This is a genomic window from Pseudomonas sp. ES4 (assembly GCF_050586665.1).
GTDB classification, from domain to species: domain Bacteria; phylum Pseudomonadota; class Gammaproteobacteria; order Pseudomonadales; family Pseudomonadaceae; genus Aquipseudomonas; species Aquipseudomonas frederiksbergensis.
This window is the reverse complement of record NZ_JBOBDO010000007.1, coordinates 76,373-101,789: the sequence shown is the minus strand read 5'-3', so window position 1 is coordinate 101,789 and position 25,417 is coordinate 76,373. Positions and strand designations below refer to the sequence as shown.

Here is a 25,417-nt window from a genome sequence, read left to right as displayed (position 1 = left end):
TGGCTTCCCGTTTTTCGTATCACCGGGCGATTCAGATCACCGCAACGATGGCCTTGGTCACGACGTCGATGTTGCTCTGGTTCAGTGCAGCCACGCAGATGCGACCGGTGTCCAGGGCGTAGATGCCGAACTCGCTGCGCAGGCGGGTCACTTGCTCAACCGTCAGGCCGGAGTAGGAGAACATGCCGCGCTGACGGCCGACGAAGCTGAAGTCGCGGTGTGGCGCGTTTTTCGCCAGCAGGTCGACCATCTGGATGCGCATGCCGCGAATCCGTAGACGCATCTCAGCCAGTTCTTCTTCCCACTGGGCACGCAGTTCCGGGCTGTTCAGTACAGCGGCGACGATGCTTGCACCGTGGGTCGGCGGGTTGGAGTAGTTGGTGCGGATCACGCGTTTGACTTGCGACAGCACGCGCGCGCTTTCTTCTTTCGATTCGCTGACGATCGACAGGGCGCCCACGCGCTCGCCGTACAGCGAGAACGATTTGGAGAACGAGCTGGAGACGAAGAAGGTCAGACCCGATTCAGCGAACAGGCGCACGGCAGCGGCGTCTTCGTCGATGCCATCGCCAAAGCCCTGGTAGGCCATGTCGAGGAACGGTACGTGACCTTTCGCTTTGACGACTTCCAGCACGTTTTTCCAGTCCGCCGGGCTCAGGTCCACACCGGTCGGGTTATGGCAGCAAGCATGCAGGACGACGATGGAGCCGGACGGCAGGGCGTTCAAGTCTTCCAGCAAGCCAGCACGGTTCACGTCGTGGGTCGCGGCGTCGTAGTAGCGATAGTTCTGCACCGGGAAACCGGCCGTTTCGAACAGCGCGCGGTGGTTTTCCCAGCTCGGGTCGCTGATCGCCACGACGGCGTTCGGCAGCAGTTGCTTGAGGAAGTCGGCACCAATTTTCAGGGCGCCAGTACCGCCAACGGCCTGGGTGGTGATGACGCGGCCAGCGGCGATCAGCGGCGAGTCATTGCCGAACAGCAGTTTTTGCACGGCCTGGTCATAGGCGGCAATACCGTCGATTGGCAGGTAGCCACGGGATGCGTGTTGAGCGACGCGAATCGTCTCGGCTTCGACAACGGCGCGCAGGAGTGGAATTCGCCCCTCCTCGTTGCAGTAAACACCGACCCCCAGGTTGACCTTGTTGGTGCGGGTATCGGCGTTGAATGCTTCGTTGAGGCCCAGGATTGGATCGCGTGGTGCCATTTCGACAGCGGAGAACAGGCTCATTTTGCGGCGGCTCTGAATGGAAAATGGAGGGACGTGTCGCGCTCCAGCCGAATGCACTAGAGCGGTGCACAAACGGGGAGCTAGTATAGAGGCCATCTGCGATTGATGGCGACAGACGATTCGGCTTTTGCGGTAAGTTTTTCCGATTATTTCTAGACCGTTAGTCGATTGGCACCGTCAAAGGTTTTACCTGATGTAGGACGATTGCCTTGAAAGCGAGGGCAATCGGCTCCACATTGAGCACAATCCAGTTTTTTCCTCGGGCGACATCGGTCGTTTGCGGTCTTTCCGTTGCTGCCCGGCTCACCCGGACAGGCGCGAACCCAGAGGTTTTTCATGTCTGAATTCCAGCTAGTCACCCGTTTCGAGCCCGCCGGCGATCAGCCGGAAGCCATCCGCCTGATGGTCGAGGGCATCGAAGCCGGGCTGGCGCACCAGACGTTGCTCGGTGTGACCGGCTCGGGCAAGACCTTCAGCATCGCCAATGTGATCGCCCAGATTCAGCGTCCGACCCTGGTCCTGGCGCCGAACAAGACCCTGGCCGCGCAGTTGTACGGTGAGTTCAAGGCATTCTTCCCGAACAATGCCGTCGAATACTTCGTTTCGTACTACGACTACTACCAGCCCGAAGCCTACGTGCCGTCATCGGATACGTTCATCGAGAAAGACGCCTCGATCAACGATCACATCGAACAGATGCGATTGTCCGCGACCAAGGCGTTGCTGGAGCGCAAAGACGCGATCATCGTCACCACGGTGTCGTGCATCTACGGTCTGGGCAGTCCGGAAACCTATCTGAAGATGGTGCTGCACGTGGATCGCGGCGACAAACTCGATCAGCGTGCGTTGCTGCGTCGCCTGGCAGACCTGCAATACACCCGCAACGACATGGAGTTTGCCCGTGCGACCTTCCGGGTCCGCGGCGATGTGATCGATATCCACCCGGCGGAATCCGATTTCGAAGCGATCCGCATCGAGCTGTTCGATGACGAAGTCGAGAGCCTGTCCGCCTTCGATCCGCTGACCGGTGAAGTGATCCGCAAGCTGCCGCGGTTCACGTTCTATCCGAAAAGCCACTACGTCACCCCGCGAGAAACCCTGCTGGATGCCGTCGAAGGGATCAAGGTCGAGTTGCAGGAGCGCCTGGAATACTTGCGCTCCAACAATAAACTCGTTGAGGCCCAGCGCCTCGAGCAGCGCACCCGTTTCGACCTGGAGATGATCCTCGAGCTGGGTTACTGCAACGGCATCGAAAACTACTCGCGCTACCTGTCCGGTCGCGAATCCGGCCAGGCGCCGCCCACTTTGTTTGACTATCTGCCGGCCGATGCCTTGCTGGTGATCGACGAATCCCATGTCAGCGTGCCGCAGGTTGGCGCCATGTATAAGGGCGACCGTTCGCGTAAAGAGACGCTGGTGGAATACGGTTTCCGCCTGCCGTCCGCGCTGGATAACCGGCCGATGCGCTTCGATGAGTTCGAAAGCATCAGCCCGCAGACGATCTTTGTTTCGGCCACGCCGGGCAATTACGAGGCAGAGCACGCCGGTCGCGTGGTCGAGCAACTGGTCCGCCCGACTGGCCTGGTGGACCCGCAAATCGAAATCCGTCCGGCGTTGACCCAGGTCGACGATTTGCTTTCGGAAATCGGCAAGCGCGTGGCGCTGGAAGAGCGGGTGCTGGTCACCACGTTGACCAAGCGCATGTCTGAAGACTTGACCGATTACCTGGCCGACCACGGTGTGCGGGTGCGTTATTTGCACTCCGACATCGACACGGTGGAGCGGGTCGAAATCATCCGCGACTTGCGTCTGGGCACCTTCGATGTGCTGGTGGGGATCAACCTGCTGCGTGAAGGCCTGGACATGCCGGAAGTGTCGCTGGTGGCGATCCTTGATGCAGACAAGGAAGGCTTCCTGCGTTCCGAGCGCTCGCTGATCCAGACCATTGGCCGGGCGGCGCGCAACCTCAATGGTCGGGCGATTCTTTATGCGGATCGCATCACCGGTTCCATGGAGCGGGCGATCGGCGAGACCGAGCGTCGTCGCGACAAGCAGATTGCCTTCAACCTGGCCAATGGCATCACGCCCAAGGGCGTGTTCAAGGACGTTGCCGACATCATGGAAGGCGCCACCGTGCCGGGTTCGCGCAGCAAGAAGCGCAAAGGCATGGCCAAGGCCGCCGAGGAAAGCGCCAAGTACGAAGCGGAATTGCGTTCGCCGGGGGAAGTCGCCAAGCGCATCAAAGCCTTGGAAGAGAAGATGTACGCATTGGCGCGGGATCTTGAATTCGAAGCGGCGGCGCAGATGCGCGATGAAATTGGCAAGTTGCGTGAGCGGTTGATCACCGTCTGATTTGCTGCGCTCGTACTGGTCTCTTCGCGGGCAAGCTCCACAGGGTCAATGGTGCAAATCTTGGCTTAAATGCCCTGCTCACTGGAGCCGGGCGGGCAACGCCTGTTACCATTCGCCCTTTGTTTTATCTTCATTTCGAGACTTGCCATGACCACCGTCCGCACTCGCATCGCGCCATCGCCTACCGGGGATCCCCACGTAGGTACCGCTTACATCGCTTTGTTCAACTACTGCTTTGCCAAGCAGCACGGCGGTGAGTTCATCCTGCGGATCGAAGACACCGACCAATTGCGTTCGACTCGCGAGTCCGAACAACAGATTTTCGACGCCTTGCGCTGGTTGGGTATCGACTGGAGCGAAGGCCCGGATGTTGGCGGCCCGCACGGTCCTTACCGTCAGAGCGAGCGTGGCGACATCTATCAGAAGTACTGCCAGCAGTTGGTCGAAATGGGCCACGCTTTCCCGTGCTTCTGCACCGCTGAAGAACTCGACCAGATGCGCGCCGAACAAATGGCCCGCGGCGAAACCCCGCGTTACGACGGCCGTGCGTTGTTGCTGTCCAAGGAAGAAGTCGCGCGTCGCCTGGCCGCTGGCGAGCCGCACGTGATCCGCATGAAAGTGCCGAGCGAAGGCGTTTGCGTGGTGCCGGACATGCTGCGTGGCGACGTCGAGATCCCGTGGGATCGCATGGACATGCAAGTGCTGATGAAGACCGACGGTCTGCCAACGTACTTCCTGGCCAACGTCGTCGATGACCACCTGATGGGCATCACCCACGTCCTGCGCGGCGAAGAATGGCTGCCCTCGGCACCGAAACTGATTCTGTTGTACGAGTACTTCGGCTGGGAACAACCCGAGCTGTGCTACATGCCGCTGTTGCGTAACCCGGACAAGAGCAAGCTGTCCAAACGCAAGAACCCGACCTCGGTGACGTTCTACGAGCGCATGGGCTTCATGCCGGAAGCGATGCTCAACTACCTCGGTCGCATGGGCTGGTCGATGCCGGACGAGCGCGAGAAGTTCTCGCTGCAGGAAATGGTCGATCACTTCGACCTGAGCCGCGTCTCCCTCGGCGGGCCGATTTTCGACATCGAGAAACTGTCGTGGCTCAACGGTCAGTGGCTGCGCGACCTGCCGGTGGAAGAGTTCGCTTCGCGCCTGCAAAAATGGGCGCTGAACCCGGAATACATGATGAAGATCGCGCCGCACGTGCAGGGCCGCGTCGAAACCTTCAGCCAGGTTGCACCGCTGGCCGGTTTCTTCTTCGCCGGTGGCGTGAACCCGGACGCCAAGCTGTTCGAATCCAAGAAGCTGTCGGGCGATCAGGTTCGTCAGTTGATGCAGTTGATTTTGTGGAAGCTGGAAAGCCTGCGTCAGTGGGAGAAGGACAGCATCACCGCAACGATTCAGGCGGTGGTCGAATCCCTGGAACTGAAATTGCGTGACGCCATGCCGCTGATGTTTGCCTCGATCACTGGCCAGGCCAGTTCGGTGTCGGTGCTCGATGCGATGGAGATCCTGGGGCCGGACCTGACCCGTTTCCGTCTGCGCCAGGCGATCGACTTGCTGGGCGGCGTGTCGAAGAAGGAAAACAAGGAGTGGGAAAAACTCTTGGGCAACATCGCCTAAGGTTGTTTGATCCTGCGTAGGAGCTGCCGAAGGCTGCGATCTTTTGATCCTGCTCTTCGGCGCCACCCCGGTTTTGCAGGGGGAGGGCGGTAAGTGATTGTTATGTCGGCAAAAAACTTTGAAATATTTTAAAAATAAGTTTGACAGCCTTCCGATGCGCCATTAAGATTCGCCCCGTCCTCAGCGATGAGGGGCTATAGCTCAGCTGGGAGAGCGCTTGCATGGCATGCAAGAGGTCGACGGTTCGATCCCGTCTAGCTCCACCAATTTACACTTCAAGGTCTGGCCACACCGGCCTTGAAGCGATCACCACTCAGCGGTGATCTGTTGTATAGAAGGGTTTGCGTCCCCTTCGTCTAGTGGCCTAGGACACCGCCCTTTCACGGCGGTAACAGGGGTTCGAGTCCCCTAGGGGACGCCAGTTTTACAGAAGCGATGTTGCAAGATGTCGCTCTGCCGCGAGGCGAAAAATCCGGGGCTATAGCTCAGCTGGGAGAGCGCCTGCATGGCATGCAGGAGGTCAGCGGTTCGATCCCGCTTAGCTCCACCAATTTTACAGTTCAAGGTCTGGCCACACCGGCCTTGAATCGATCAGCTCTCAGCACTGATCAGTTGTATAGAAGGTTTTGCGTCCCCTTCGTCTAGTGGCCTAGGACACCGCCCTTTCACGGCGGTAACAGGGGTTCGAGTCCCCTAGGGGACGCCACGATTACCCGCTCTGCGGGATTTTATAAGGGTCATTCAATTATTGAATGGCCCTTTTGTTTGTCTGGCGTTTGGCCAAATCCCCCTATTTCTTTCAAACTGTTCTTCAGACCAGCGGTCACAACCACGACTTGCGTAAAATTATTATGAGAATAATATTCTAGTCGTAATATTCGGAGGCAACGATGAACGATAAAAAAGCTCAAACCCGCGAACGCATCCTCAAGGCTGCCAGCGCAGCGCTGATTCAGCGTGGCCCGGCCGAACCGAGCGTGGGCGAAGTGATGGGGGCGGCCGGCCTGACCGTCGGCGGTTTCTATGCGCACTTCGAAAGCAAGGACGCGATGATGCTGGAAGCGTTCAAGCAGTTGCTCGGTCATCGCCGTGGCTTGATCGCCGACATGGATGCCGAATTGACCGGCGAAGAACGTCGCGCATTGGTTGCTGCGTTTTATCTGTCACGCAAACACCGTGATTCCTCTGAGTCAGCCTGCCCGATTCCGGCTTCTGTCGGCGAGCTGGGGCGTCTGCCGGACGCGTTTCGCGTGGCGTTGAACGAGCATGTGGAAATGATGGTCGCGCAGTTGGCGGCCAGCCCGGAAGACACCGACAAGGCCCTTGCCGATATGGCTCTGATGGTCGGTGGTTTGGCTTTGGCTCGCGCGTTGGGGCCAGGAGAATTGTCCGATCGATTGCTGCGCGCCGCCAAGTCTGCGGTGCTGTGACCTAAAGGCATTGGCCTGAGGAGTGAGAGCGATGAGCACGTTGAAGTGGGTTCGTGGCGTTAATGGCACCTTGGGCTGGTTCGCACCGAAACTGGTCGCGAGCAAAATGCGATTGGCATTCATGACACCGCGAGAACTGCCGCCGCGTGATTGGGAATTGCCGCTGTTGGCGAAGTCCGAGCGAATCACCCTGCGCTTCGGTCTCTCGGCGCTGCGTTGGGGGCAAGGCCCCGCGGTGTTGCTGATGCACGGTTGGGAAGGCCGGCCGACTCAATTCGCCAGCCTTATCACCGCGCTGGTCGATGCCGGTTACACGGTGGTTGCGCTGGACGGTCCGGCCCACGGTCGCTCGCCGGGTCGCGAGGCCAATGTGGTGCTGTTCGCCCGGGCCATGCTTGAGGCCGCTGCCGAGTTGCCACCGCTGCAAGCCGTCATCGGCCACTCCATGGGCGGTGCCAGTGCCATGCTCGCCGTGCAGTTGGGCTTGCGTACTGAAACCCTGGTCACTATCGCGGCCCCGGCGCGAATACTCGGCGTATTGCGCGGTTTCGCCCGCTATGTACGGCTGCCACCGAAAGCCCGTTCGGCGTTCATACGTCAGGTCGAAAGAGACGTCGGCATGCGCGCTGCGGCACTGGATGTCGCGCACTATCAGCTCGACATGCCCGGCCTGATCGTTCACGCCGAAGATGACTGCTACGTTCCGGTCAAGGAATCGCAGCTGATCAACGAGGCCTGGTTTGACAGCCGTCTGTTGCGCCTGGAAGAGGGTGGTCATCAGCGGGTGCTGGCTGACCCTCGGGTGATCGAAGGCGTTCTTTCGTTGCTCGCCGGTCGCAGTCTGCAATCGCGCCAATCGGCTTGAGCATCCGTTACACTCCCCGGTGAAAATTTTCTGACCGGGAGTGGGGCATGGGCTGGGATCGGGCAACGCCATTTATCATTGACCTGGAAGTCGGCGCAGAGGACATCGATGGGTTGGGTCACGCGAACAACGCGGTGTATGTGACCTGGCTCGAACGCTGTGCCTGGCGCCACTCCCAGCGGCTTGGCCTGGACCTGGTCGAGTATCGTCGGCTGGATCGGGCGATGGCGGTGGTGCGGCACGAGATCGATTACCTGGCGGCCGCCTATGAAGGCGATGAGTTGCAATTGGCGACCTGGATCGTCGATTGGGACCAACGCCTGAAAATGACCCGGCACTTCCAGTTGAAGCGCCCGAGCGACAACACCACGCTGCTGCGGGCGCAGACCACCTTCGTCTGCATCGAACTGTCGACCGGCAAGCCCAAGCGCATGCCGGCGGAGTTCATCGAGGGCTACGGCCCTGCGTTGCAAGTCTTGGATACAACCAAAATCTAATGTAGGAGCGAGCCTGCTCGCGATAGCGGTGCATCAGCAACATCACTGTTGGCTGACACAACGCTATCGCGAGCAGGCTCACTCCTACAGTGGAATGTGGGATGTTCTGCAGATTCCTCGCGCAATCCAGTAAACTGCCGCACGTTTTTCGTTGAGTGTGTTTTTCATGCAAATTGCTTTGGCGCCCATGGAGGGGTTGGTCGACAACATCCTGCGGGACGTGCTGACTCGTGTGGGCGGTATCGATTGGTGCGTGACCGAGTTCATTCGGATCAACGATCAACTGCTCACGCCTGCCTATTACCACAAGTTCGGCCCGGAACTGCTGACCGGCGCCCGCACCGCATCCGGCGTGCCGCTGCGGGTGCAACTGCTCGGTTCCGATCCGGTATGCCTGGCGGAAAACGCCGCGCTGGCCTGCGAACTGGGCTCCGAGGTCATTGACCTTAACTTCGGCTGCCCGGCCAAGACCGTGAACAAGTCCCGTGGCGGCGCAGTCCTGCTCAAAGAGCCTGAGCTGCTGAACCGGATCGTCGAACACGTACGCCGTGCCGTTCCGGCGCACATTCCGGTGACTGCCAAGATGCGCCTCGGTTTCGACAGCCCGGACGGTGCGCTAGTGTGTGCCACGGCCCTGGCCGAAGGTGGCGCGGCGCACATCGTGGTTCACGCGCGGACCAAAACTGACGGCTACAAGCCCCCGGCCCATTGGGAGTGGATCCCCCGGGTGCAGGATGTGGTCAAGGTGCCGGTGTTCGCCAATGGCGACATCTGGAGCGTCGAAGACTGGCGTCGTTGCCGTGAAATCAGCGGCGTTGAGGACATCATGCTCGGTCGCGGCCTGGTTTCGCGCCCGGACCTGGCACGGCAAATCGCAATGGCGCGGGCCGGTGAGGACGTCGTCGAGATGACCTGGGCCCAATTGCTGCCGCTGATTCAGGACTTCTGGCTGCAAGCCAAGGCGCAGATGACAGCCCGCCAATCGCCGGGTCGCTTGAAGCAGTGGCTGGCGATGCTGACCCGCAATTATCCCGAAGCGGTCGAGCTGTTTACCGTGCTGCGTCGTGAGACCGAACTGGATCAGGTCTCGCGTTTACTGGGCTTGCAGGTGTCCGAAGCCGCCTGAAAAAAATCTGAAAATAATCTCTTGAAAAGCAATCAGCGGTCCTTATTTAAGGATTACGCGATGCCGAATTCGGGTCGCGGAGACAAAAAAACTTGCTGATATGTTTTCAGGAGATTTGAATCATGAGTACTGCATTTTCCATGGCACCACTGTTCCGTTCCTCGGTCGGTTTCGATCGTTTCAATGACCTGTTCGAAACCGCCCTGCGCAACGAGCCAGGCAGCACCTACCCACCTTACAACGTGGAAAAACACGGCGACGACCAATACCGCATCGTCGTAGCGGCCGCCGGCTTCCAGGAAGAAGACCTGGAGCTGCAAGTGGAAAAAGGTGTGCTGACCATCAGTGGCGGCAAACGTGACGCGACCGAAGACGTCACCTATCTGTACCAGGGCATCGCACAGCGTGCCTTCAAACTGTCCTTCCGTCTGGCGGACCATATCGAAATCAAGGCCGCCGGTCTGAGCAACGGTTTGTTGAGCATCGACCTGTTGCGGGTCATTCCGGAAGAGGCGAAAGCCAAACGCATCCCGATCAACGGGACGCAAAAACCTGCGCTGCAGCACTGAGGCAGGGCAATGAAAAGGGCGCCATCGGCGCCCTTTTTTTGTGCCCGTCACTTGAGCAGTTTCTGGAAGTCCTCCACAGGCAGCGGAGGACTGTGCAAATACCCCTGATAGAAATGGCAGCCCAGCCCCTGCAAGAATTCCAGCTGCTCAGGCGTCTCGACCCCTTCGGCAATCACTTTCAATTCCAGGCTGCGGGCCATGGCAACGATGGCGCGGATGATCTCGGCGTCGTTGGGGTCGGTGGTGGCGTCGCGGATGAATGATTGGTCGATTTTCAGGGTGTCGACCGGCAAACGCTTGAGGTAGGTCAGCGAGGAATAACCGGTGCCGAAATCGTCCATGGCGAAACTCACGCCGAGCTTTTTCAGGCTGCGCATTTTGTTGATGGTGTCTTCCAGGTTCTGGATCACGATGCCTTCGGTGATTTCCAGTTTCAGCAGCGAGCAGGGCAGGCCGTGGCTGACGAGGCTGTGTTCGATGCGTTCGACAAAGTCATTCTGGCGAAATTGCCGTGGGCTGATGTTGACGCACAGGCTGAAGTCCAGCGGATCGACCAGGCCGTTGGCGATCAGCTGTTTGAAGGCGCTGCAGGCCTCGTCGACGATCCAGGTACCCACTTCCAGAATCAGTCCGCTGTCTTCCAGCACCTTGATGAACTCGGTGGGCGATTGCTCGCCGAGTTCCGGATGGTTCCAGCGCACCAGGGCCTCGGCGCCGACGATGCGCTCGTTCCGGGCGTCGACCTGGGGTTGGTAATGCACGCGGAACTCGCCCCGGGAAAGGGCCAGGCGCAGGTCGGTTTCCATGCGCAAGCGTTCGCTCGCCGCCTTCTGCATGGTGTTGTGGTACATCTGCGCGGTGTTGCGGCCCGAATCCTTGGCTCTATAGAGGGCAATGTCGGCGCGCTTGAGCAGGTCGGTCGGTGTCGAACCGTGATCGGGAATCAGCGCGATACCGATGCTCGGGGTTACTTGCAGGCGTTGTCCGTCGAGGAACATCGGCTCCGACAGCAGTTCACGCAAGGTGTCCGCCAGTTGCAGGACTTGCTCGCTGACCTCGTTGCGCGAGCCTTCGAGTCCGCTGAGCAGCACCACGAATTCGTCACCGCCCAAGCGCGCGACGGTGTCTTCCATGCGCACGCTGGCTTCGAGGCGCGCGGTGATGATTTTCAGCACGGTATCGCCCACCGGATGGCCGAGCGAATCATTGATGTGCTTGAAGTGATCAAGGTCGAGAAACATCAGGGCGCCGCGCAGGTTGTGGCGCTTGAGCAAGGCAATCTGCTGGCTCAGGCGATCCATCAGCAGGGCGCGGTTGGGCAGGTTGGTCAGCGGGTCGTGGTAGGCCAGGTGACGGATCTGCGCTTCGGCGTTTTTCAGCAGGCTGACGTCCCGCGCGGTCAGCAGCAGGCACGCGGTTTCGTTGAGGGTAATTGGTTCTATCGAGACTTCGACGGTCAGCAACTCGCCGCGTTTATTGCGTCCGAGCATTTCCTGATGAAGTACCCGGCCCTTGATCTGGAGTTCGGCGAGCAGCGCTGAACGTTGTTTTTCCTCGGCCCAGATGCCGACCTGGTACACCGTGCGGCCGACCACTTCATCGGCGCGGTAGCCGGTCAGGCGGCAAAAGCCATCGTTAACCTCCAGATAACGCCCGGTGTCGCGCTCGGTGATGGTGATGGCGTCGGGGCTGGAGTGGAAGGCCTTGGCGAACTTCTCTTCGCTGGCCTTGAGCGCAGCTTCCGAGCGTTGCTGCTGAGTGATATCGCGCAGGGTAGTAACAATGCACGGCTGGTCGCCGACGCTGATCTGGCGGCTGGAAATCACGCAGGTCAGGGCTTGCCCGTCTTTGTGCTGAACGAGGATCGCCACGTTGTTCAGGCCCTGTTCGCGGATGACCTGCTCGATGCGTCGCAGGCTTTGTGCCGAAGCGTCCCATAGACCGATTTCGTCGGCGCCGCGGCCAATCACGTCGGCGGCGCTCCAGCCGAAGGTCTGGGTGAAACTGGAATTGATCTCGATAAATTGGCCGGTGTCCTGACGGGTCACGCAAATCGGGTCCGGGCTGACCTGGAACAGGGTGGCGAACTTCTCTTCGGACGCCACCAGCAGTTGCTCGCGCTCCACCTGGTCAGTGATGTCGAGCAGGGTGCCGGCCATGCGCAGCGGGGCCCCGTTTTCGTCGCGATAGAGCCGGGCGCGGCTTTCCAGGTAGCGTGAGCTGCCGTCCTGCAGTTGTACGCGGTAGGTCAGTTGATAATTGCCGGCCGGGCCTTCTCGCAGGCTGCGATAGGCATCGCGCATGGAGCCGCGTTCTTCGTCGGGTACGCCTTCGAAAAACTCGTCGAAGGATTCATGGAAAGGTATGGCTTCCAGCCCATGTAGCTGGGCGGCGCGCGCCGAGCCGTACAGCATGCCGCTGGGGATGTGCCAGTCCCAGGTACCCAGTTGCGCCGAATCCAGCGCCAGGTCGAGGCGCTCCTGGCTGTCTTTCAGGGCAAGCTCGGCGGCTTTGCGTTCGGTGGTGTCCAGAAACGTGCTCAGCAGATACGGCTGGCCTTCTAGCTCGACTTTTTGTGCGCTGAGGATGCCGTCGTGGATCTGGCCGTTGCTGGCACGAAATTGCACCTCCATGTTGATCAGTTCGCCTTTGGCCTTGGTGGCTTTGACCAGTTGCGTCCGTTGTTCCGGATGCACCCAGAGGCCCAGTTCCAGGGTGGTACGACCAATAGCGTTCTGAACTGGCCAGCCAAACAGGCTTTCGAAATACTGGTTGGCTTCGCTGATCAGGCCGTCTTCCTGGCGAGTCAGCAGGACCATGTTCGGACACAGGTGGAACAGCGTGGCAAAGCGTTTTTCTGAGCTGGTCAACGCCTGTTCGCGCTGACGCTGGTGGGTGATTTCGCGGATGACGCCGATCATGCGTGGCCGGCCGTGTTTGTCCGGCAGCAGACTGCCGTTGATCTCCAGCCAGTGCAGGCTGCCGTCGGGCCAGCGAATGCGGTGATGCATCGCCTGTTCCAGCGGGGCGCCGGCGATCACCGCGTCGAAGGCGCGAATGGTTTTCGCCCGATCCTCTGGCGGCAGCAAGTCGAGGTATTCCAGATCCGCCGGCAGCGGTTGCCGGGGATCGAAGCCGAACAGCGCCTGGGTCCCCCGCGACCAACTGATCTGCCCACGCTCGATGTCCCAATACCAGGCGCCCAGTCGTGCACCGTTGAGGGCGGCCAGCAATTGTGGGGCGCTCTCCCAACTCTGCTCGGACCGTTTTGGGTCAAGCGCTTGTATACGCGGCATCGGCGGAATACGGTCAACAGATTTCGGCATTGGCAAGCCTTGGCTGAGTGGGGGTCAGGTCAGTGACTCGAAGCTCTATAGACGTAGCACAGCTTAGCCGAGAGTCCCTGGCAGATCGATTTGTGCATCCAGCAAGGCCATGAAGGCTCGCGCCGCATTCGATAGTGTCCTTTCTGTGTGCAGGATATAGCCTAGCTGGCGAGTGAGTTGTATGCCTGGTAAAGGTATTCGCGCCACTTGATCGTCAAGCATAGTGCGCGGCAACACGCTCCAGGCCAGGCCGATCGAGACCATCATCTTGATGGTTTCCAGATAATTCGTGCTCATGGCGATGTTCGGCGTCAGGCCTTGAGCTTCGAACAGGCGCCGGACGATGTGGTGAGTAAAGGTGTTGCCGCCGGGGAAAACCGCCGGGTGCAGGGCAATGTCCGCCAGGCTGACCGGGCCGTGGCTGATCAGCGAATGCTCCGGGGCGACCACGAAGTCCAGCGGGTCGTCCCACACCGGCGTGGCCTTGACCAGTGCGTGGGGCTCCGGCGCCAGGGTGATGACCGCCAGTTCGGCGCGGCCATGGAGGATTTCTTCGTAGGCCACTTCCGAATCGAGGAACTGAATATCCAGCGCCACTTGCGGGTAACGTCGGGTGAACTCCCTTAGCAAGGGGGGCAAGCGGTGCAGGCCTATGTGGTGGCTGGTGGCCAGGGTCAGGCGGCCAGTCACTTCGCCGGTCAGGTTGGTCAGCGCGCGGCGGGTGTCGTCCAGCACATTCAGGATCTGATAGGCCCGCGGCAGCAAGGCGCGTCCGGCCTCAGTCAGGCTGACTTCCCGGCCCAGGCGATCGAACAGACGCACCTTCAATTGCTGTTCCAGCCCGGCAATGCGCTTGCTGATGGCCGGTTGCGTCAGGTGCAGCCGTTCGCCAGCGCCGGAGAAGCTCCCGGTCTCGGCAATCGCGATAAAAGCATTGAGGTTGGCGAGGTCCATTGCTGTATTCCAGTTGGTTATCCAAAGCATGAAAAATATGAATTTGAGTTATTTAATGTAACCCCCTAGGATCGACCTCACAAGCCAAGGGGTTATTGAGTTTTTCAAAATCCAGGGCATAGAAATACGCTGATGAGGACCGTCTGATGGCCGGCAAAACGCTTTACGACAAGCTTTGGGATTCCCATGAAGTGAAACGGCGCGACGATGGGTCGTCGCTGATCTATATCGACCGCCACATCATCCATGAAGTGACTTCGCCCCAAGCTTTCGAAGGCCTGCGTCTGGCCGGGCGCAAGCCTTGGCGCGTCGACTCGATCATCGCGACCCCGGACCACAACGTACCGACCACCCCGGATCGCAAGGGCGGCATCGAAGCGATTACCGACCAGGTCTCGCGTTTGCAGGTTCAGACCCTCGACGACTACTGCGACGAATATGGCATCACCGAATTCAAGATGAATGACGTGCGTCAGGGCATCGTTCACGTGATCGGTCCGGAGCAGGGCGCCACCTTGCCGGGCATGACCGTGGTCTGCGGCGACTCGCACACCTCGACCCACGGCGCGTTTGGCGCATTGGCCCACGGCATCGGCACTTCCGAAGTCGAGCACGTGTTCGCCACGCAATGCCTGGTGGCCAAGAAAATGAAAAACATGCTGGTGTCGGTCGAAGGCAAATTGCCGTTCGGCGTGACCGCCAAGGACATCGTGCTCGCCGTCATCGGCAAGATCGGCACTGCCGGCGGTAACGGCCACGCCATCGAGTTCGCCGGCAGCGCCATTCGCGATTTGTCCGTCGAAGGCCGCATGACCATCTGCAACATGTCCATCGAAGCCGGCGCTCGTGTTGGCCTGGTGGCTGCCGATGAAAAAACCGTGGCTTACGTCAAGGGTCGTCCATTTGCCCCGAAAGGTGCGGAATGGGACATGGCGGTCGAAGCCTGGAAAGACCTGGTGTCCGACGCCGATGCCGTGTTCGACACCGTCGTCGAGCTCGACGCTGCCCAGATCAAGCCGCAAGTCAGCTGGGGTACTTCGCCCGAGATGGTTTTGGCGGTTGATCAGAACGTGCCGGACCCGGCGAAGGAAATGGACCTGGTCAAGCGCGGTTCCATCGAGCGCGCCTTGAAATACATGGGTTTGAGCGCCAATCAGGCGATCACCGACATTCAACTGGACCGCGTGTTCATCGGTTCCTGCACCAACTCGCGGATCGAAGACTTGCGCGCTGCGGCGGTGATCGCCAAGGGCCGTAAAGTCGCTTCGACCATCAAGCAAGCCATCGTGGTGCCGGGCTCGGGCCTGGTGAAGGCGCAAGCCGAGGCCGAAGGCCTGGACAAGATTTTCCTCGAAGCCGGTTTCGAGTGGCGTGAACCGGGTTGCTCGATGTGCCTGGCGATGAACCCGGACCGCTTGGAGTCGGGCGAGCATTGCGCCTCGACCTCCAACCGCAACTTCGAAGGGCGTCAGGGCGCCGGTGGCCGTACGCACCTGGTCAGCCCGGCCATGGCCGCGGCGGCTGCCGTCCACGGTCGTTTCATCGACGTTCGCGAACTGATCTGAGGAACCGCACATGAGAGCTTTTACCCAACACACCGGTTTGGTCGCGCCATTGGACCGTGCCAACGTCGACACCGACCAGATCATTCCGAAGCAGTTCTTGAAGTCGATCAAGCGCACCGGTTTTGGCCCGAACCTGTTCGACGAATGGCGCTACCTGGACGTGGGCTATGCCTACCAGGACAACTCCAAGCGTCCGCTGAACAAGGACTTCGTGCTCAACGCCGAGCGTTATCAAGGCGCCAGCGTGCTGCTGGCCCGCGAAAACTTCGGTTGCGGCTCCAGCCGTGAACACGCGCCGTGGGCGCTGGAAGAGTACGGTTTTCGCAGCATCATTGCGCCGAGCTATGCCGACATCTTCTACAACAACAGCTTCAAGAACGGCTTGTTGCCGATCATTCTGACCGACGCTGAAGTGGATGAGTTGTTCCAGCAAGTCGAGGCCAATCCGGGTTACGAGTTGACGGTCGACCTGCAAGCCCAGACCGTGACCCGTCCGGATGGCAAGGTCTACAAATTCGAATTGGACGAATTCCGTAAACACTGCCTGGTGAATGGCCTCGACGATATCGGTCTGACATTGATGGATCACGAAGCGATTGCGGCGTTTGAAGCCAAACACCGTGCGAGCCAGCCGTGGTTGTTTCGCGACGTTTGATTCTGCGTAAGGCGTAATTACGCCATCGCGAGCAAGCTCGGCTCCCACAGGTTATGTGAGTGCCACAGATCCCCTGTAGGAGCTGAGCTTGCTCGCGATGACGGGAGCCCAGACAACACAAATATCAGGACATTACGATGACCAGCACCGCCCACAGCCAAGTCGTACAAAAGCAATTCGGCGAACAAGCCTCGGCCTACCTGAGCAGCGCCGTACATGCTCAAGGCACCGAATTTGCGTTGCTACAGGCTGAACTGGCAGGGCAGGGCGATGCCCGAGTGCTGGACCTGGGCTGCGGCGCCGGTCACGTGAGTTTTCACGTGGCGTCGCTGGTCAAGGAAGTGGTGGCCTACGATTTGTCGCAGCAGATGCTCGACGTGGTGGCCGGTGCTGCCGTTGATCGCGGCCTGACCAACGTGTCCACCGTGCTGGGCGCCGCCGAGCACTTGCCCTTCGCCGATGGCGAATTCGATTTCGTCTTCAGCCGTTATTCGGCGCACCATTGGAGCGATCTCGGCCTGGCCCTGCGAGAGGTTCGCCGGGTGCTGAAGCCGGGCGGCGTGGCGGCGTTCATCGACGTGTTGTCACCGGGCAGTCCGCTGTTCGACACTTACCTGCAAAGCGTCGAAGTGCTGCGCGACACCAGCCATGTGCGCGATTATTCCGCCGGTGAGTGGTTGCGTCAGGTCAGCGAAGCGGGGTTGCATACCCGCAGCACCACTCGTCAACGGTTGCGTCTGGAGTACACCTCCTGGGTCGAGCGCATGCGCACCCCAGAAGTGATGCGCGCGGCAATCCTCGAGCTGCAGCAATCGATGGGCAATGAAGTACGCGAATATTTTGAAATCGAGGCTGATGGCTCGTTCAGTACCGATGTGTTGGTACTGATGGCTGAAAGGTAAGCGTCAAACCAATTTTTCCGGGTGTGCCCCAGGGCGCACCGACTGATGACATGAGGAAAGCATGAGCAAGCAGATTCTGATTCTCCCAGGTGACGGTATTGGCCCGGAAATCATGGCCGAAGCGGTCAAGGTGCTGGAGCTGGCGAACGACAAGTACAGCCTGGGCTTCGAGCTGAGCCATGACGTGATCGGCGGCGCTGCCATCGACAAGCACGGCGTGCCGCTGGCTGACGAAACCCTGGACCGTGCACGCGCAGCTGACGCTGTATTGCTGGGCGCCGTGGGCGGCCCGAAATGGGACACCATCGAGCGTGACATCCGCCCTGAGCGCGGCCTGCTGAAAATCCGTGCGCAACTGGGCCTGTTCGGCAACCTGCGTCCGGCGATCCTGTACCCGCAACTGGCCGAGGCTTCGAGCCTGAAGCCTGAAATCGTGGCTGGCCTGGATATCCTGATCGTCCGTGAACTGACCGGTGGTATCTACTTCGGCGCGCCACGTGGCGTTCGCACCCTGGAAAACGGCGAGCGTCAGGCTTACGACACCCTGCCGTACAGCGAAAGCGAAATCCGCCGTATCGCCCGTGTCGGTTTCGACATGGCCATGGTTCGTAACAAGAAACTGTGTTCGGTAGACAAGGCCAACGTGTTAGCGTCCAGTCAACTGTGGCGTGAAATCGTCGAGCAAGTGGCCAAGGATTACCCGGAAGTCGAACTCAGCCACATGTACGTCGACAACGCCGCCATGCAGCTGGTGCGCGCACCAAAGCAGTTCGACGTGATCGTCACCGACAACCTGTTCGGCGACATTCTTTCCGACCAGGCGTCGATGCTCACCGGTTCCATCGGCATGCTGCCCTCGGCGTCCCTGGATACCAACAACAAAGGCATGTATGAGCCGTGCCACGGTTCGGCGCCGGACATCGCTGGCAAAGGTATCGCCAACCCGTTGGCGACCATTTTGTCGGTGTCGATGATGCTGCGTTACAGCTTCAATCTGCAGGATGCGGCCGATGCCATCGAGCAGGCCGTCAGTCTGGTATTGGACCAGGGCCTGCGTACGGGCGACATCTGGTCGGCCGGTTGCACTAAAGTCGGTACGCAGGAAATGGGCGACGCAGTAGTCGCCGCGCTGCGGAATCTGTAATCTCTTTGGCCCGCTGCAACTTTCAACCATGAAGGCAGCGGCCCACTTTTGAAGAAGGTGTAGTTGCGATGAAACGTGTAGGTCTGATCGGTTGGCGCGGTATGGTCGGTTCCGTGCTCATGCAGCGGATGCTGGAAGAGCAGGATTTCGATCTTATCGAGCCGGTGTTTTTCACCACTTCCAATGTCGGTGGCCAAGGCCCGTCCGTGGGTAAGGACATTGCTCCGCTCAAGGACGCTTACAACATTGAAGAGCTGAAAACCCTCGACGTGATTCTGACCTGCCAGGGTGGCGACTACACCAGCGAAGTGTTCCCGAAGCTGCGCGAAGCCGGCTGGCAGGGTTACTGGATCGACGCCGCTTCCAGCCTGCGCATGCAGGATGACGCGGTCATCGTCCTGGACCCGGTTAACCGCAAGGTCATCGACCAGCAGCTCGACGCGGGCACCAAGAACTACATCGGCGGCAACTGCACCGTCAGCCTGATGCTGATGGGCCTGGGGGGCCTGTTCGAGGCGGGTCTGGTCGAGTGGATGAGCGCCATGACTTATCAGGCCGCCTCCGGTGGCGGCGCGCAGCACATGCGTGAACTGATCAAGCAAATGGGTGTGACCCACGCCGCTGTCGCCGATCAACTGGCCGACCCGGCCAGCGCGATCCTCGACATCGACCGCCGTGTTGCCGAAGCCATGCGCAGCGACGCGTACCCGACCGAGAACTTCGGCGTACCGCTGGCCGGCAGCCTGATCCCGTGGATCGACAAGGAACTGCCGAACGGTCAGAGCCGCGAAGAGTGGAAAGCCCAGGCCGAGACCAACAAGATCCTCGGTCGCTTCAAGAGCCCGATCCCGGTGGACGGCATCTGCGTGCGCATCGGCGCCATGCGCTGCCACAGCCAGGCGCTGACCATCAAGCTGAACAAAGACGTGCCGATCGCTGACATCGAAGGGTTGATCAGCCAGCACAACCCTTGGGTCAAACTGGTGCCGAACAACCGCGAAATCAGCATGCAGGAGCTGAGCCCTACAAAGGTCACCGGTACCCTGAACGTGCCGGTTGGCCGTCTGCGCAAGCTGAACATGGGCACGCAGTACGTCGGCGCGTTCACCGTCGGCGACCAACTGCTGTGGGGCGCGGCCGAACCGCTGCGTCGCATGCTGCGGATCCTGCTTGAGCGTTGATCGGTTGAAGTCATAAAGGAACCCGTGCCTTGAAAGAGGTGCGGGTTTTTTGTTCCTGCCGATCGTTCCCACGCAGAGTGTGGGAGCGATCGGGGTGGGCGTGAATTGCCTGCATGCCAACCACCCGGTAAAGTGCCGCTCCCCCCGTTTCGCCAGAGGTAGATCCATGAACCAGTCCTTTGATATTGCCGTGATCGGCGCCACCGGTACTGTCGGCGAAACGCTCGTGCAGATTCTCGAAGAGCGCGACTTCCCGGTCGGCAATCTGCACCTGCTCGCCAGCAGCGAATCCGCCGGGCATTCGGTGCCGTTTCGCGGCAAGAACGTGCGGGTGAGGGAGGTCGATGAGTTCGACTTCAGCAAAGTCCAGCTGGTGTTCTTCGCTGCCGGCCCGGCGGTAACCCTGAGTTTCGCCTCGCGTGCCACCGCCGCCGGTTGTTCGTTGATCGACTTGTCCGGCGCCTTGCCGGCTGATCAGGCGCCACAAGTCGTGCCTGAAGCCAACGCGCAGGTGCTGGCCGGTTTGAAAAAGCCGTTCCAGGTCAGCAGTCCAAGCCCTTCGGCCACCACATTGGCGGTCGTGCTGGCGCCGTTGCTCGGTTTGCTCGATCTGCAACGGATCAATTTGACCGCCAGCCTGGCCGTCTCCGCCCAGGGCCGCGAAGCCGTCACCGAGCTGGCGCGGCAAACAGCCGAGCTGCTGAATGTGCGTCCGCTGGAGCCGACGTTCTTTGATCGGCAGATGGCCTTCAACCTGCTGGCGCAAGTGGGCAAGCCTGATGAACAGGGTCACACGCTGCTGGAAAAACGCCTGGTACGCGAGCTGCGTCAGGTCATGGCGCTGCCTTTATTAAAGATTTCCGTGACTTGCATTCAAGCCCCGGTGTTTTTTGGCGATAGCTTTAACGTGACCTTGCAGTCATCGAGCGACATCGACCTGGCAAAAGTCAGCGCTGCCCTGGAAGACGCGCCCGGTATAGAGCTGGTGGAAGCCGGTGATTACCCGACGCCGGTAGGCGATGCGGTAGGGCAGGACGTGGTTTACGTTGGTCGGGTTCGCCACGGGATCGACGACCTGTCGGAACTTAATTTGTGGCTGACGTCAGATAACGTACGCAAAGGCGCAGCGCTCAATGCTGTGCAGGTGGCTGAATTGTTGATAAAAGGCCTGCTGTAAAAGATACTTGGCAACAATTTGTCGAATGAATCCAGTCGGGCGCTATGCTTGGCTGGACTGCTGAAGGCGGGCTCCCTGCGGGGTTTTGCGTGGCATGAATGAAATGATCGCGCGCGATGACTCTTCGCCGCCGCGCGCAATGCCTTACGGCAGCGACTATCAACACCTTCTCGCTGGCCGAGGAATGTTCAAACAAAGGATGAGGCTATGGTTCAAGTTCGCAAACTGGTGTTAGCAATAGCGGCCGCCTCGGCGCTGTCCTCCGGTATGGCGCATGCCCTCGGGCTCGGGGAATTGACCCTGAAGTCGACGCTGAACCAACCCCTGGTGGCAGAAATCGAGTTGCTCGACGTCAAGGAACTCACCGCTGCCGAAGTGGTGCCGAGCCTGGCTTCGCCCGAAGATTTCGCCAAGGCCGGCGTTGATCGCCAGGCCTTTCTCAATGACCTGACCTTTACCCCGGTGCTCAACGCCAGCGGTAAAAGCATCTTGCGTGTGACATCCAGCAAGCCGCTCTCTGAACCCATGGTGAAATTCCTGGTTCAGGTGATGTGGCCCAACGGTCGCCTGCTGCGCGATTACAGCGTGCTGCTCGATCCGTCCAAGTTCTCGCCGCAAACCGCTGATGCGGCTGCGCAACCTGCTCCGACGCAAACCGTCACCGCTCCGGTGACCGGTGGCACCAAACCCTCCCAATACACCACCGCGCCGCGCGATACCCTGTGGGAAATCGCCGAAAAGACGGGCAATGGCGGCTCGGTCCAGCAAACCATGCTGGCCATCCAGGCGTTAAATCCGGATGCCTTTATCGACGGCAACATCAACCGGTTGAAAGCCGGTCAGGTGCTGCGTCTGCCCGATCAGGCACAGAGCACCAGCCTGCCGCAACCGAAAGCCATTGCCGAAGTCTCCGCGCAGAACACTGCGTGGCGTCAGGGGCGTCGCTACGTGGCGAAGCCCGGGACCGGACAGCAGCAGCTCGATGCCACCAAACGCGCTCGCGGTGAAGGCCCTTCGTCGCAAACAGCGACAGACAAGCTGAGCCTGGTCTCTGCCGAGGCCGGCAAGGCGGGTGGCAAAGGCGCTGCGGGTGATGCCAAGAATTTGAGCAACAAGCTGGCCGTGACCCAGGAAAGCCTCGACACGACCCGTCGTGACAACGCCGAACTGAAAAGCCGCATGACCGATCTGCAAAGTCAGCTAGACAAGCTGCAACGCCTGATCGAGCTGAAGAACAATCAACTGGCCAAGTTGCAGGCTGAAGGCGCGGCGGGTACGCCGGCATCCGATGCGACCGCTCCGGCAATGTCAGCCGAGCTCGCAGCCAATCCTGATGCAGCGCCTGCACCTGCGCCAGAAGCGGCTGCTCCCCAGGACGCTGCGCCTCCAGCCGAGAAGCCTGTCGAGCCAACGCCGGCAGCCTCTGACGATCAGCAATTCAAAGAGCTGCTGACCAATCCGTGGCTGCTGGGTCTGGCAGGGGGCGCCGCCGTGGTGGCGCTGTTCCTGCTGCTGTTGCTGGCGCGTCGCCGCAAAGCCCAGCAAGAAGCCGAAAAGCATTTGCGCATGGCCCGTGATTTGGCCGAGGAGCAGGCGTTCTCCGCTGAACTCGACCTGCCAAAAGGCATCTTTGATGACCTGGAAGTGCCGCCGCCGAGCGTGAAGCTCGCTACCGCGCCAACGCCGCCGCCTGCACCAGCCCCTGCACCCGCGCCGGTGTTTGCTCCGGTTGTGGTGACGCCGCCGATCGCTGCGCCATTGGTTTCGCCTGCTGGCGAGCGCAATGACGATGTATTGAGCAAGGCGCAGTCGCACATCACTGCCGGTCGTCTGAATCAGGCGGCCGCCTTGCTGGAAGACGGGATCAAGCAAGAGCCGCAACGCAGCGACTTGCGCCTCAAGCTGATGGAAGTCTACGGTCAGCAGGGTGACCGCGATGCATTCGTTGCCCAGGAACGCCAACTGGTGGCCAATGGCGACAACTTTGCTCAGGTCGAAAAACTCAAGAGCCGCTTCCCGGCCATGGCCGTTGCGGCAGCCGGTGGTATCGCAGCCGCTGCGATCGCTGCCGAACTGGACGCGCAATACGTCAAGGATCTACTGCTGGACGAGCCAGAAGCGCCGGCGCCGGCAGTGCCCGATGACTTCGACAATGCTTTCGATTTGAGCCTGGATGATCTGGAAACTGCCTCGGCGGCAGGGGTTGCATCAGAGCCAGAACCAGAACCAGAACCAGAACCAGAACTCGATGATCTCGACAGTGCTTTCGATTTGAGCCTGGATGATCTGGAAACGGCCTCGGCGGCAGAGGTTGCACCCGAACCAGCACCCGAACCAGCACCTGAACCAGCGCCAGAAAAACCTGAACCTGAACTCGATGATCTCGACAGTGCCTTCGATTTGAGCCTGGATGATCTGGAAACTGCCTCGCCGGCAGTGGTTGTACCGGCACCAGTGGCTGCGGCAGATCTGGACGAATTCCCGCTGGACGACGACCTGAGCTTCGAGTCGGTGTTGCAGCAGCAGACCGACATCAAGGAAAACCTCGATGACCTGTCGGACTTCGACCTGGATATGGATCTTGGTGGGGATGCCTCGCCGGCGACCCTGGCCGAAGACGACTTCCTGTTGAGCCTGGATGACGGCGTCAAGGACCTGGACTTGCCTGTCGCTGAAGCGCCGGCTGTTCCTGCAGCTGCGCTGGACGATCTGGAGCTGCCAGCCGATTTCGACCTGTCGCTGGCTGACGAAATGGATGCGCCAGACGCTCCGGACGCGTTTGCAGCCGAACTGGAAGACGTCAACGCCGAGCTCGATCGCCTGTCCCAGAGTCTTGGCGAGCCGAGTTTCACCGCGGAAGATGCCATGGCCTCCGCCGCCGACGAGCCGGAATTCGATTTCCTTTCCGGCACCGACGAAGTGGCGACCAAACTCGATCTGGCCCAAGCCTACATCGACATGGGCGACGCCGACGGCGCCCGGGACATCCTCAATGAAGTGGTGACAGAGGGGGATGCAGGTCAGAAGAGCGAAGCCAACGAAATGCTTTCGCGTCTGGCTTGATTGATCGGTAAGGCGTAAACAAAACGGCAGCCCATTGAGGCTGCCGTTTTTGTTTCAGTCCACGACAGCCCGTTCCCACGCTCTGCGTGGGAACGATCAACCCCGACACGTCAGGCCACAAAAAACATACGCCTCTGGCGTCCCTGCCTGACAGCCTTATAATGCCCGCCTTTGCGTACATCAGCAGGCTGTCACTCCTTGGCAAATATAGATAATCCGGCCGCCGAACTGGCGGCCGAGGGCTTTTTCCGGATCGCGTTGGGCGTTGAATACAAAGGCTCGCGCTATCGCGGCTGGCAGCGTCAGGCCTCCGGTGTACTCACCGTGCAGGAGACGCTTGAAAAGGCCTTGTCCAAAGTCGCCGACTCACCGGTGTCACTGCTCTGCGCCGGACGTACGGATGCCGGCGTGCATGCGTGCGGTCAGGTGGTGCATTTCGATACTCAGGTCGAGCGTTCGATGAAAGCCTGGGTCATGGGCGCCAATATCAATTTGCCTCACGACGTTAGTGTCAGCTGGGCCAAGGTCATGCCGGCGCATTTTCATGCGCGGTTCAAGGCTATTGCCCGGCGCTATCGCTACGTGATCTACAACGACCAGATCCGTCCGGCGCACCTGAACGAAGAAATCACCTGGAATCACCGTCCGCTGGACGTCGAGCGCATGGCCGACGCCGCGCAGTACCTGGTCGGCACCCACGATTTCAGCGCGTTCCGTGCCGGCCAGTGTCAGGCCAAGTCGCCGATCAAGGAGCTGCATCACCTGCGCGTCACGCGCCACGGCAAGATGATCGTGCTGGACATCCGCGCCAGCGCCTTCCTGCATCACATGGTGCGCAACATTGCTGGCGTGCTGATGACCATCGGTGCTGGCGAGCGTCCTGTGGAGTGGATGAAAGAAGTGCTGGAGAGTCGTATTCGTCGTTCCGGTGGGGTGACGGCGCACCCGTACGGCCTGTACCTGGTGCAGGTCGAGTACCGCGACGAGTTCGAATTGCCCGAGCGTTACATCGGGCCGCACTTCCTGACCGGTTTCTCGGAACTTGACGGCTGACGCCCTCGAACGCTTTTGTTACCATCCGGGACTTTCTCGGATTTACCTTGGGGTTCTATCGACATGTCGGCCGTTCGCAGCAAGATTTGTGGGATTACCCGCATGGAAGATGCGTTGGCGGCGGTTGAGGCCGGGGCTGATGCGATCGGTTTCGTGTTCTATGCCAAAAGCCCTCGGGCCGTGACGTTTCAGCAGGCGCGCTCGATCATCGAGGCGTTGCCGCCGTTCGTGACCACTGTCGGGTTGTTCGTCAACGCCAGCCGCTGCGAGTTGGGAGAAATCCTCGACGCCGTGCCGCTGGACCTGTTGCAGTTCCATGGCGATGAAACCGCGGCGGAGTGCGAAGGCTGGCACCGTCCGTACATCAAGGCGCTGCGGGTCAAGGCCGGTGATGACATCGCGGCCGCCTGCGATGCGTTTCCAGGCGCCAGCGGTATCCTGCTCGACGCCTACGTTGAAGGCGTGCCCGGCGGAACCGGTGAAGTGTTTGACTGGTCTCTGATACCGCAAGGCTTAAGCAAACCGATCATCCTGGCGGGTGGCTTGACGCCGGACAACGTCGCCGAAGCGATTGCAAGGGTTCGGCCATATGCCGTGGACGTCAGCGGCGGGGTGGAGGCGAGCAAGGGCATCAAGGATCACGCAAAGATTCAGGCATTCATTAAAGCGGTACGCGGAAGCTGATGTGACGGCTGGCACAC

Annotated in this window: 19 protein-coding genes and 4 tRNA genes; 20 read left to right on the top strand and 3 right to left on the bottom strand. The window is 60.2% G+C overall.

Going from position 1 to position 25,417, the window contains the following annotated elements:
* Positions 1-31 precede the first annotated feature (31 nt).
* The gene (locus tag ACQ4OB_RS10850; protein ID WP_102615227.1) at positions 32-1,228 is read right to left on the bottom strand and encodes an amino acid aminotransferase; all 1,197 of its coding nucleotides are present in this window, start codon (positions 1,226-1,228) and stop codon (positions 32-34) included.
* 336 nt (positions 1,229-1,564) lie between these two features.
* Between ACQ4OB_RS10850 and uvrB the strand changes: the two genes are divergently transcribed.
* The 11 genes from uvrB (at position 1,565) to ACQ4OB_RS10795 (ending at position 9,696) form a co-directional block, all read left to right on the top strand.
* A complete protein-coding gene (gene uvrB / locus ACQ4OB_RS10845) occupies positions 1,565-3,580 on the top strand; it encodes an excinuclease ABC subunit UvrB (protein WP_074875214.1) in 2,016 nt (671 codons plus the stop codon).
* Between the two features lie 147 nt (positions 3,581-3,727).
* On the top strand, positions 3,728-5,209 hold the full coding sequence (gene gltX / locus ACQ4OB_RS10840; protein WP_074875216.1) for a glutamate--tRNA ligase: 1,482 nt from the start codon (positions 3,728-3,730) through the stop codon (positions 5,207-5,209).
* A gap of 190 nt (positions 5,210-5,399) precedes the next feature.
* Positions 5,400-5,475 (top strand) — tRNA-Ala (locus tag ACQ4OB_RS10835).
* Positions 5,476-5,554: 79 nt separating this feature from the next.
* Positions 5,555-5,630, top strand: a tRNA-Glu gene (locus tag ACQ4OB_RS10830).
* A gap of 53 nt (positions 5,631-5,683) precedes the next feature.
* Positions 5,684-5,759 (top strand) — tRNA-Ala (locus tag ACQ4OB_RS10825).
* 80 nt (positions 5,760-5,839) lie between these two features.
* Positions 5,840-5,915 (top strand) — tRNA-Glu (locus ACQ4OB_RS10820).
* A 184-nt stretch (positions 5,916-6,099) separates the two neighbouring features.
* A complete protein-coding gene (locus ACQ4OB_RS10815) occupies positions 6,100-6,639 on the top strand; it encodes a TetR/AcrR family transcriptional regulator (RefSeq protein ID WP_008028313.1) in 540 nt (179 codons plus the stop codon).
* A 31-nt stretch (positions 6,640-6,670) separates the two neighbouring features.
* Positions 6,671-7,504, top strand: a complete 834-nt coding sequence (locus ACQ4OB_RS10810) for an alpha/beta fold hydrolase (protein WP_140893593.1) — start codon at positions 6,671-6,673, stop codon at positions 7,502-7,504.
* Positions 7,505-7,551: 47 nt separating this feature from the next.
* Positions 7,552-8,001, top strand: a complete 450-nt coding sequence (locus ACQ4OB_RS10805; RefSeq protein ID WP_074875220.1) for an acyl-CoA thioesterase — start codon at positions 7,552-7,554, stop codon at positions 7,999-8,001.
* Between the two features lie 166 nt (positions 8,002-8,167).
* Complete coding sequence (locus ACQ4OB_RS10800) at positions 8,168-9,127, top strand: tRNA dihydrouridine synthase (protein WP_074875222.1); 960 nt, start codon at positions 8,168-8,170, stop codon at positions 9,125-9,127.
* 122 nt (positions 9,128-9,249) lie between these two features.
* A complete protein-coding gene (locus ACQ4OB_RS10795; RefSeq protein ID WP_008151276.1) occupies positions 9,250-9,696 on the top strand; it encodes an Hsp20 family protein in 447 nt (148 codons plus the stop codon).
* Between the two features lie 47 nt (positions 9,697-9,743).
* On the opposite strand, the gene ACQ4OB_RS10790 is transcribed toward ACQ4OB_RS10795, so the two are convergent.
* Both ACQ4OB_RS10790 and ACQ4OB_RS10785 read right to left on the bottom strand, forming a co-directional pair.
* Positions 9,744-13,022 (bottom strand): EAL domain-containing protein, encoded by a 3,279-nt coding sequence (locus ACQ4OB_RS10790; protein WP_074875224.1) that lies wholly within the window; start codon positions 13,020-13,022, stop codon positions 9,744-9,746.
* Positions 13,023-13,085: 63 nt separating this feature from the next.
* Positions 13,086-13,976 (bottom strand): LysR family transcriptional regulator, encoded by an 891-nt coding sequence (locus ACQ4OB_RS10785; protein ID WP_008151271.1) that lies wholly within the window; start codon positions 13,974-13,976, stop codon positions 13,086-13,088.
* Between the two features lie 146 nt (positions 13,977-14,122).
* Between ACQ4OB_RS10785 and leuC the strand changes: the two genes are divergently transcribed.
* From leuC to ACQ4OB_RS10740, 9 genes are all read left to right on the top strand, one after another.
* Entirely contained in the window at positions 14,123-15,541 is a 1,419-nt protein-coding gene (gene leuC / locus ACQ4OB_RS10780; RefSeq protein ID WP_074875226.1) for a 3-isopropylmalate dehydratase large subunit, read from the top strand.
* Between the two features lie 10 nt (positions 15,542-15,551).
* Positions 15,552-16,196, top strand: coding sequence for a 3-isopropylmalate dehydratase small subunit (leuD, locus tag ACQ4OB_RS10775; RefSeq protein ID WP_074875228.1), 645 nt, complete (start codon positions 15,552-15,554; stop codon positions 16,194-16,196).
* Positions 16,197-16,333: 137 nt separating this feature from the next.
* Entirely contained in the window at positions 16,334-17,098 is a 765-nt protein-coding gene (locus ACQ4OB_RS10770) for a class I SAM-dependent methyltransferase (RefSeq protein ID WP_074875230.1), read from the top strand.
* A gap of 61 nt (positions 17,099-17,159) precedes the next feature.
* Positions 17,160-18,242 (top strand): 3-isopropylmalate dehydrogenase, encoded by a 1,083-nt coding sequence (leuB, locus tag ACQ4OB_RS10765; protein ID WP_074875232.1) that lies wholly within the window; start codon positions 17,160-17,162, stop codon positions 18,240-18,242.
* A 68-nt stretch (positions 18,243-18,310) separates the two neighbouring features.
* The gene (gene asd / locus ACQ4OB_RS10760; protein WP_102615226.1) at positions 18,311-19,423 is read left to right on the top strand and encodes an aspartate-semialdehyde dehydrogenase; all 1,113 of its coding nucleotides are present in this window, start codon (positions 18,311-18,313) and stop codon (positions 19,421-19,423) included.
* 166 nt (positions 19,424-19,589) lie between these two features.
* Positions 19,590-20,600, top strand: a complete 1,011-nt coding sequence (locus tag ACQ4OB_RS10755) for an aspartate-semialdehyde dehydrogenase (protein ID WP_430955665.1) — start codon at positions 19,590-19,592, stop codon at positions 20,598-20,600.
* Between the two features lie 207 nt (positions 20,601-20,807).
* Positions 20,808-23,663 (top strand): FimV/HubP family polar landmark protein, encoded by a 2,856-nt coding sequence (locus ACQ4OB_RS10750; RefSeq protein WP_430955664.1) that lies wholly within the window; start codon positions 20,808-20,810, stop codon positions 23,661-23,663.
* Positions 23,664-23,861: 198 nt separating this feature from the next.
* Positions 23,862-24,716, top strand: coding sequence for a tRNA pseudouridine(38-40) synthase TruA (truA, locus tag ACQ4OB_RS10745; protein WP_430955663.1), 855 nt, complete (start codon positions 23,862-23,864; stop codon positions 24,714-24,716).
* Positions 24,717-24,779: 63 nt separating this feature from the next.
* A complete protein-coding gene (locus tag ACQ4OB_RS10740; protein ID WP_430955662.1) occupies positions 24,780-25,400 on the top strand; it encodes a phosphoribosylanthranilate isomerase in 621 nt (206 codons plus the stop codon).
* Positions 25,401-25,417: the final 17 nt, after the last annotated feature.

Excerpts from the sequence above, each read along its gene's own strand:
- ACQ4OB_RS10850 (WP_102615227.1), bottom strand. The coding sequence starts at position 1,228 with ATGAGCCTGTTCTCCGCTGTCGAAATGGCACCACGCGATCCAATCCTG.
- uvrB (WP_074875214.1), top strand. The coding sequence starts at position 1,565 with ATGTCTGAATTCCAGCTAGTCACCCGTTTCGAGCCCGCCGGCGATCAG.
- gltX (WP_074875216.1), top strand. The coding sequence starts at position 3,728 with ATGACCACCGTCCGCACTCGCATCGCGCCATCGCCTACCGGGGATCCC.
- ACQ4OB_RS10815 (WP_008028313.1), top strand. The coding sequence starts at position 6,100 with ATGAACGATAAAAAAGCTCAAACCCGCGAACGCATCCTCAAGGCTGCC.
- ACQ4OB_RS10810 (WP_140893593.1), top strand. The coding sequence starts at position 6,671 with ATGAGCACGTTGAAGTGGGTTCGTGGCGTTAATGGCACCTTGGGCTGG.
- ACQ4OB_RS10805 (WP_074875220.1), top strand. The coding sequence starts at position 7,552 with ATGGGCTGGGATCGGGCAACGCCATTTATCATTGACCTGGAAGTCGGC.
- ACQ4OB_RS10800 (WP_074875222.1), top strand. The coding sequence starts at position 8,168 with ATGCAAATTGCTTTGGCGCCCATGGAGGGGTTGGTCGACAACATCCTG.
- ACQ4OB_RS10795 (WP_008151276.1), top strand. The coding sequence starts at position 9,250 with ATGAGTACTGCATTTTCCATGGCACCACTGTTCCGTTCCTCGGTCGGT.
- ACQ4OB_RS10790 (WP_074875224.1), bottom strand. The coding sequence starts at position 13,022 with ATGCCGAAATCTGTTGACCGTATTCCGCCGATGCCGCGTATACAAGCG.
- ACQ4OB_RS10785 (WP_008151271.1), bottom strand. The coding sequence starts at position 13,976 with ATGGACCTCGCCAACCTCAATGCTTTTATCGCGATTGCCGAGACCGGG.
- leuC (WP_074875226.1), top strand. The coding sequence starts at position 14,123 with ATGGCCGGCAAAACGCTTTACGACAAGCTTTGGGATTCCCATGAAGTG.
- leuD (WP_074875228.1), top strand. The coding sequence starts at position 15,552 with ATGAGAGCTTTTACCCAACACACCGGTTTGGTCGCGCCATTGGACCGT.
- ACQ4OB_RS10770 (WP_074875230.1), top strand. The coding sequence starts at position 16,334 with ATGACCAGCACCGCCCACAGCCAAGTCGTACAAAAGCAATTCGGCGAA.
- leuB (WP_074875232.1), top strand. The coding sequence starts at position 17,160 with ATGAGCAAGCAGATTCTGATTCTCCCAGGTGACGGTATTGGCCCGGAA.
- asd (WP_102615226.1), top strand. The coding sequence starts at position 18,311 with ATGAAACGTGTAGGTCTGATCGGTTGGCGCGGTATGGTCGGTTCCGTG.
- ACQ4OB_RS10755 (WP_430955665.1), top strand. The coding sequence starts at position 19,590 with ATGAACCAGTCCTTTGATATTGCCGTGATCGGCGCCACCGGTACTGTC.
- ACQ4OB_RS10750 (WP_430955664.1), top strand. The coding sequence starts at position 20,808 with ATGGTTCAAGTTCGCAAACTGGTGTTAGCAATAGCGGCCGCCTCGGCG.
- ACQ4OB_RS10740 (WP_430955662.1), top strand. The coding sequence starts at position 24,780 with ATGTCGGCCGTTCGCAGCAAGATTTGTGGGATTACCCGCATGGAAGAT.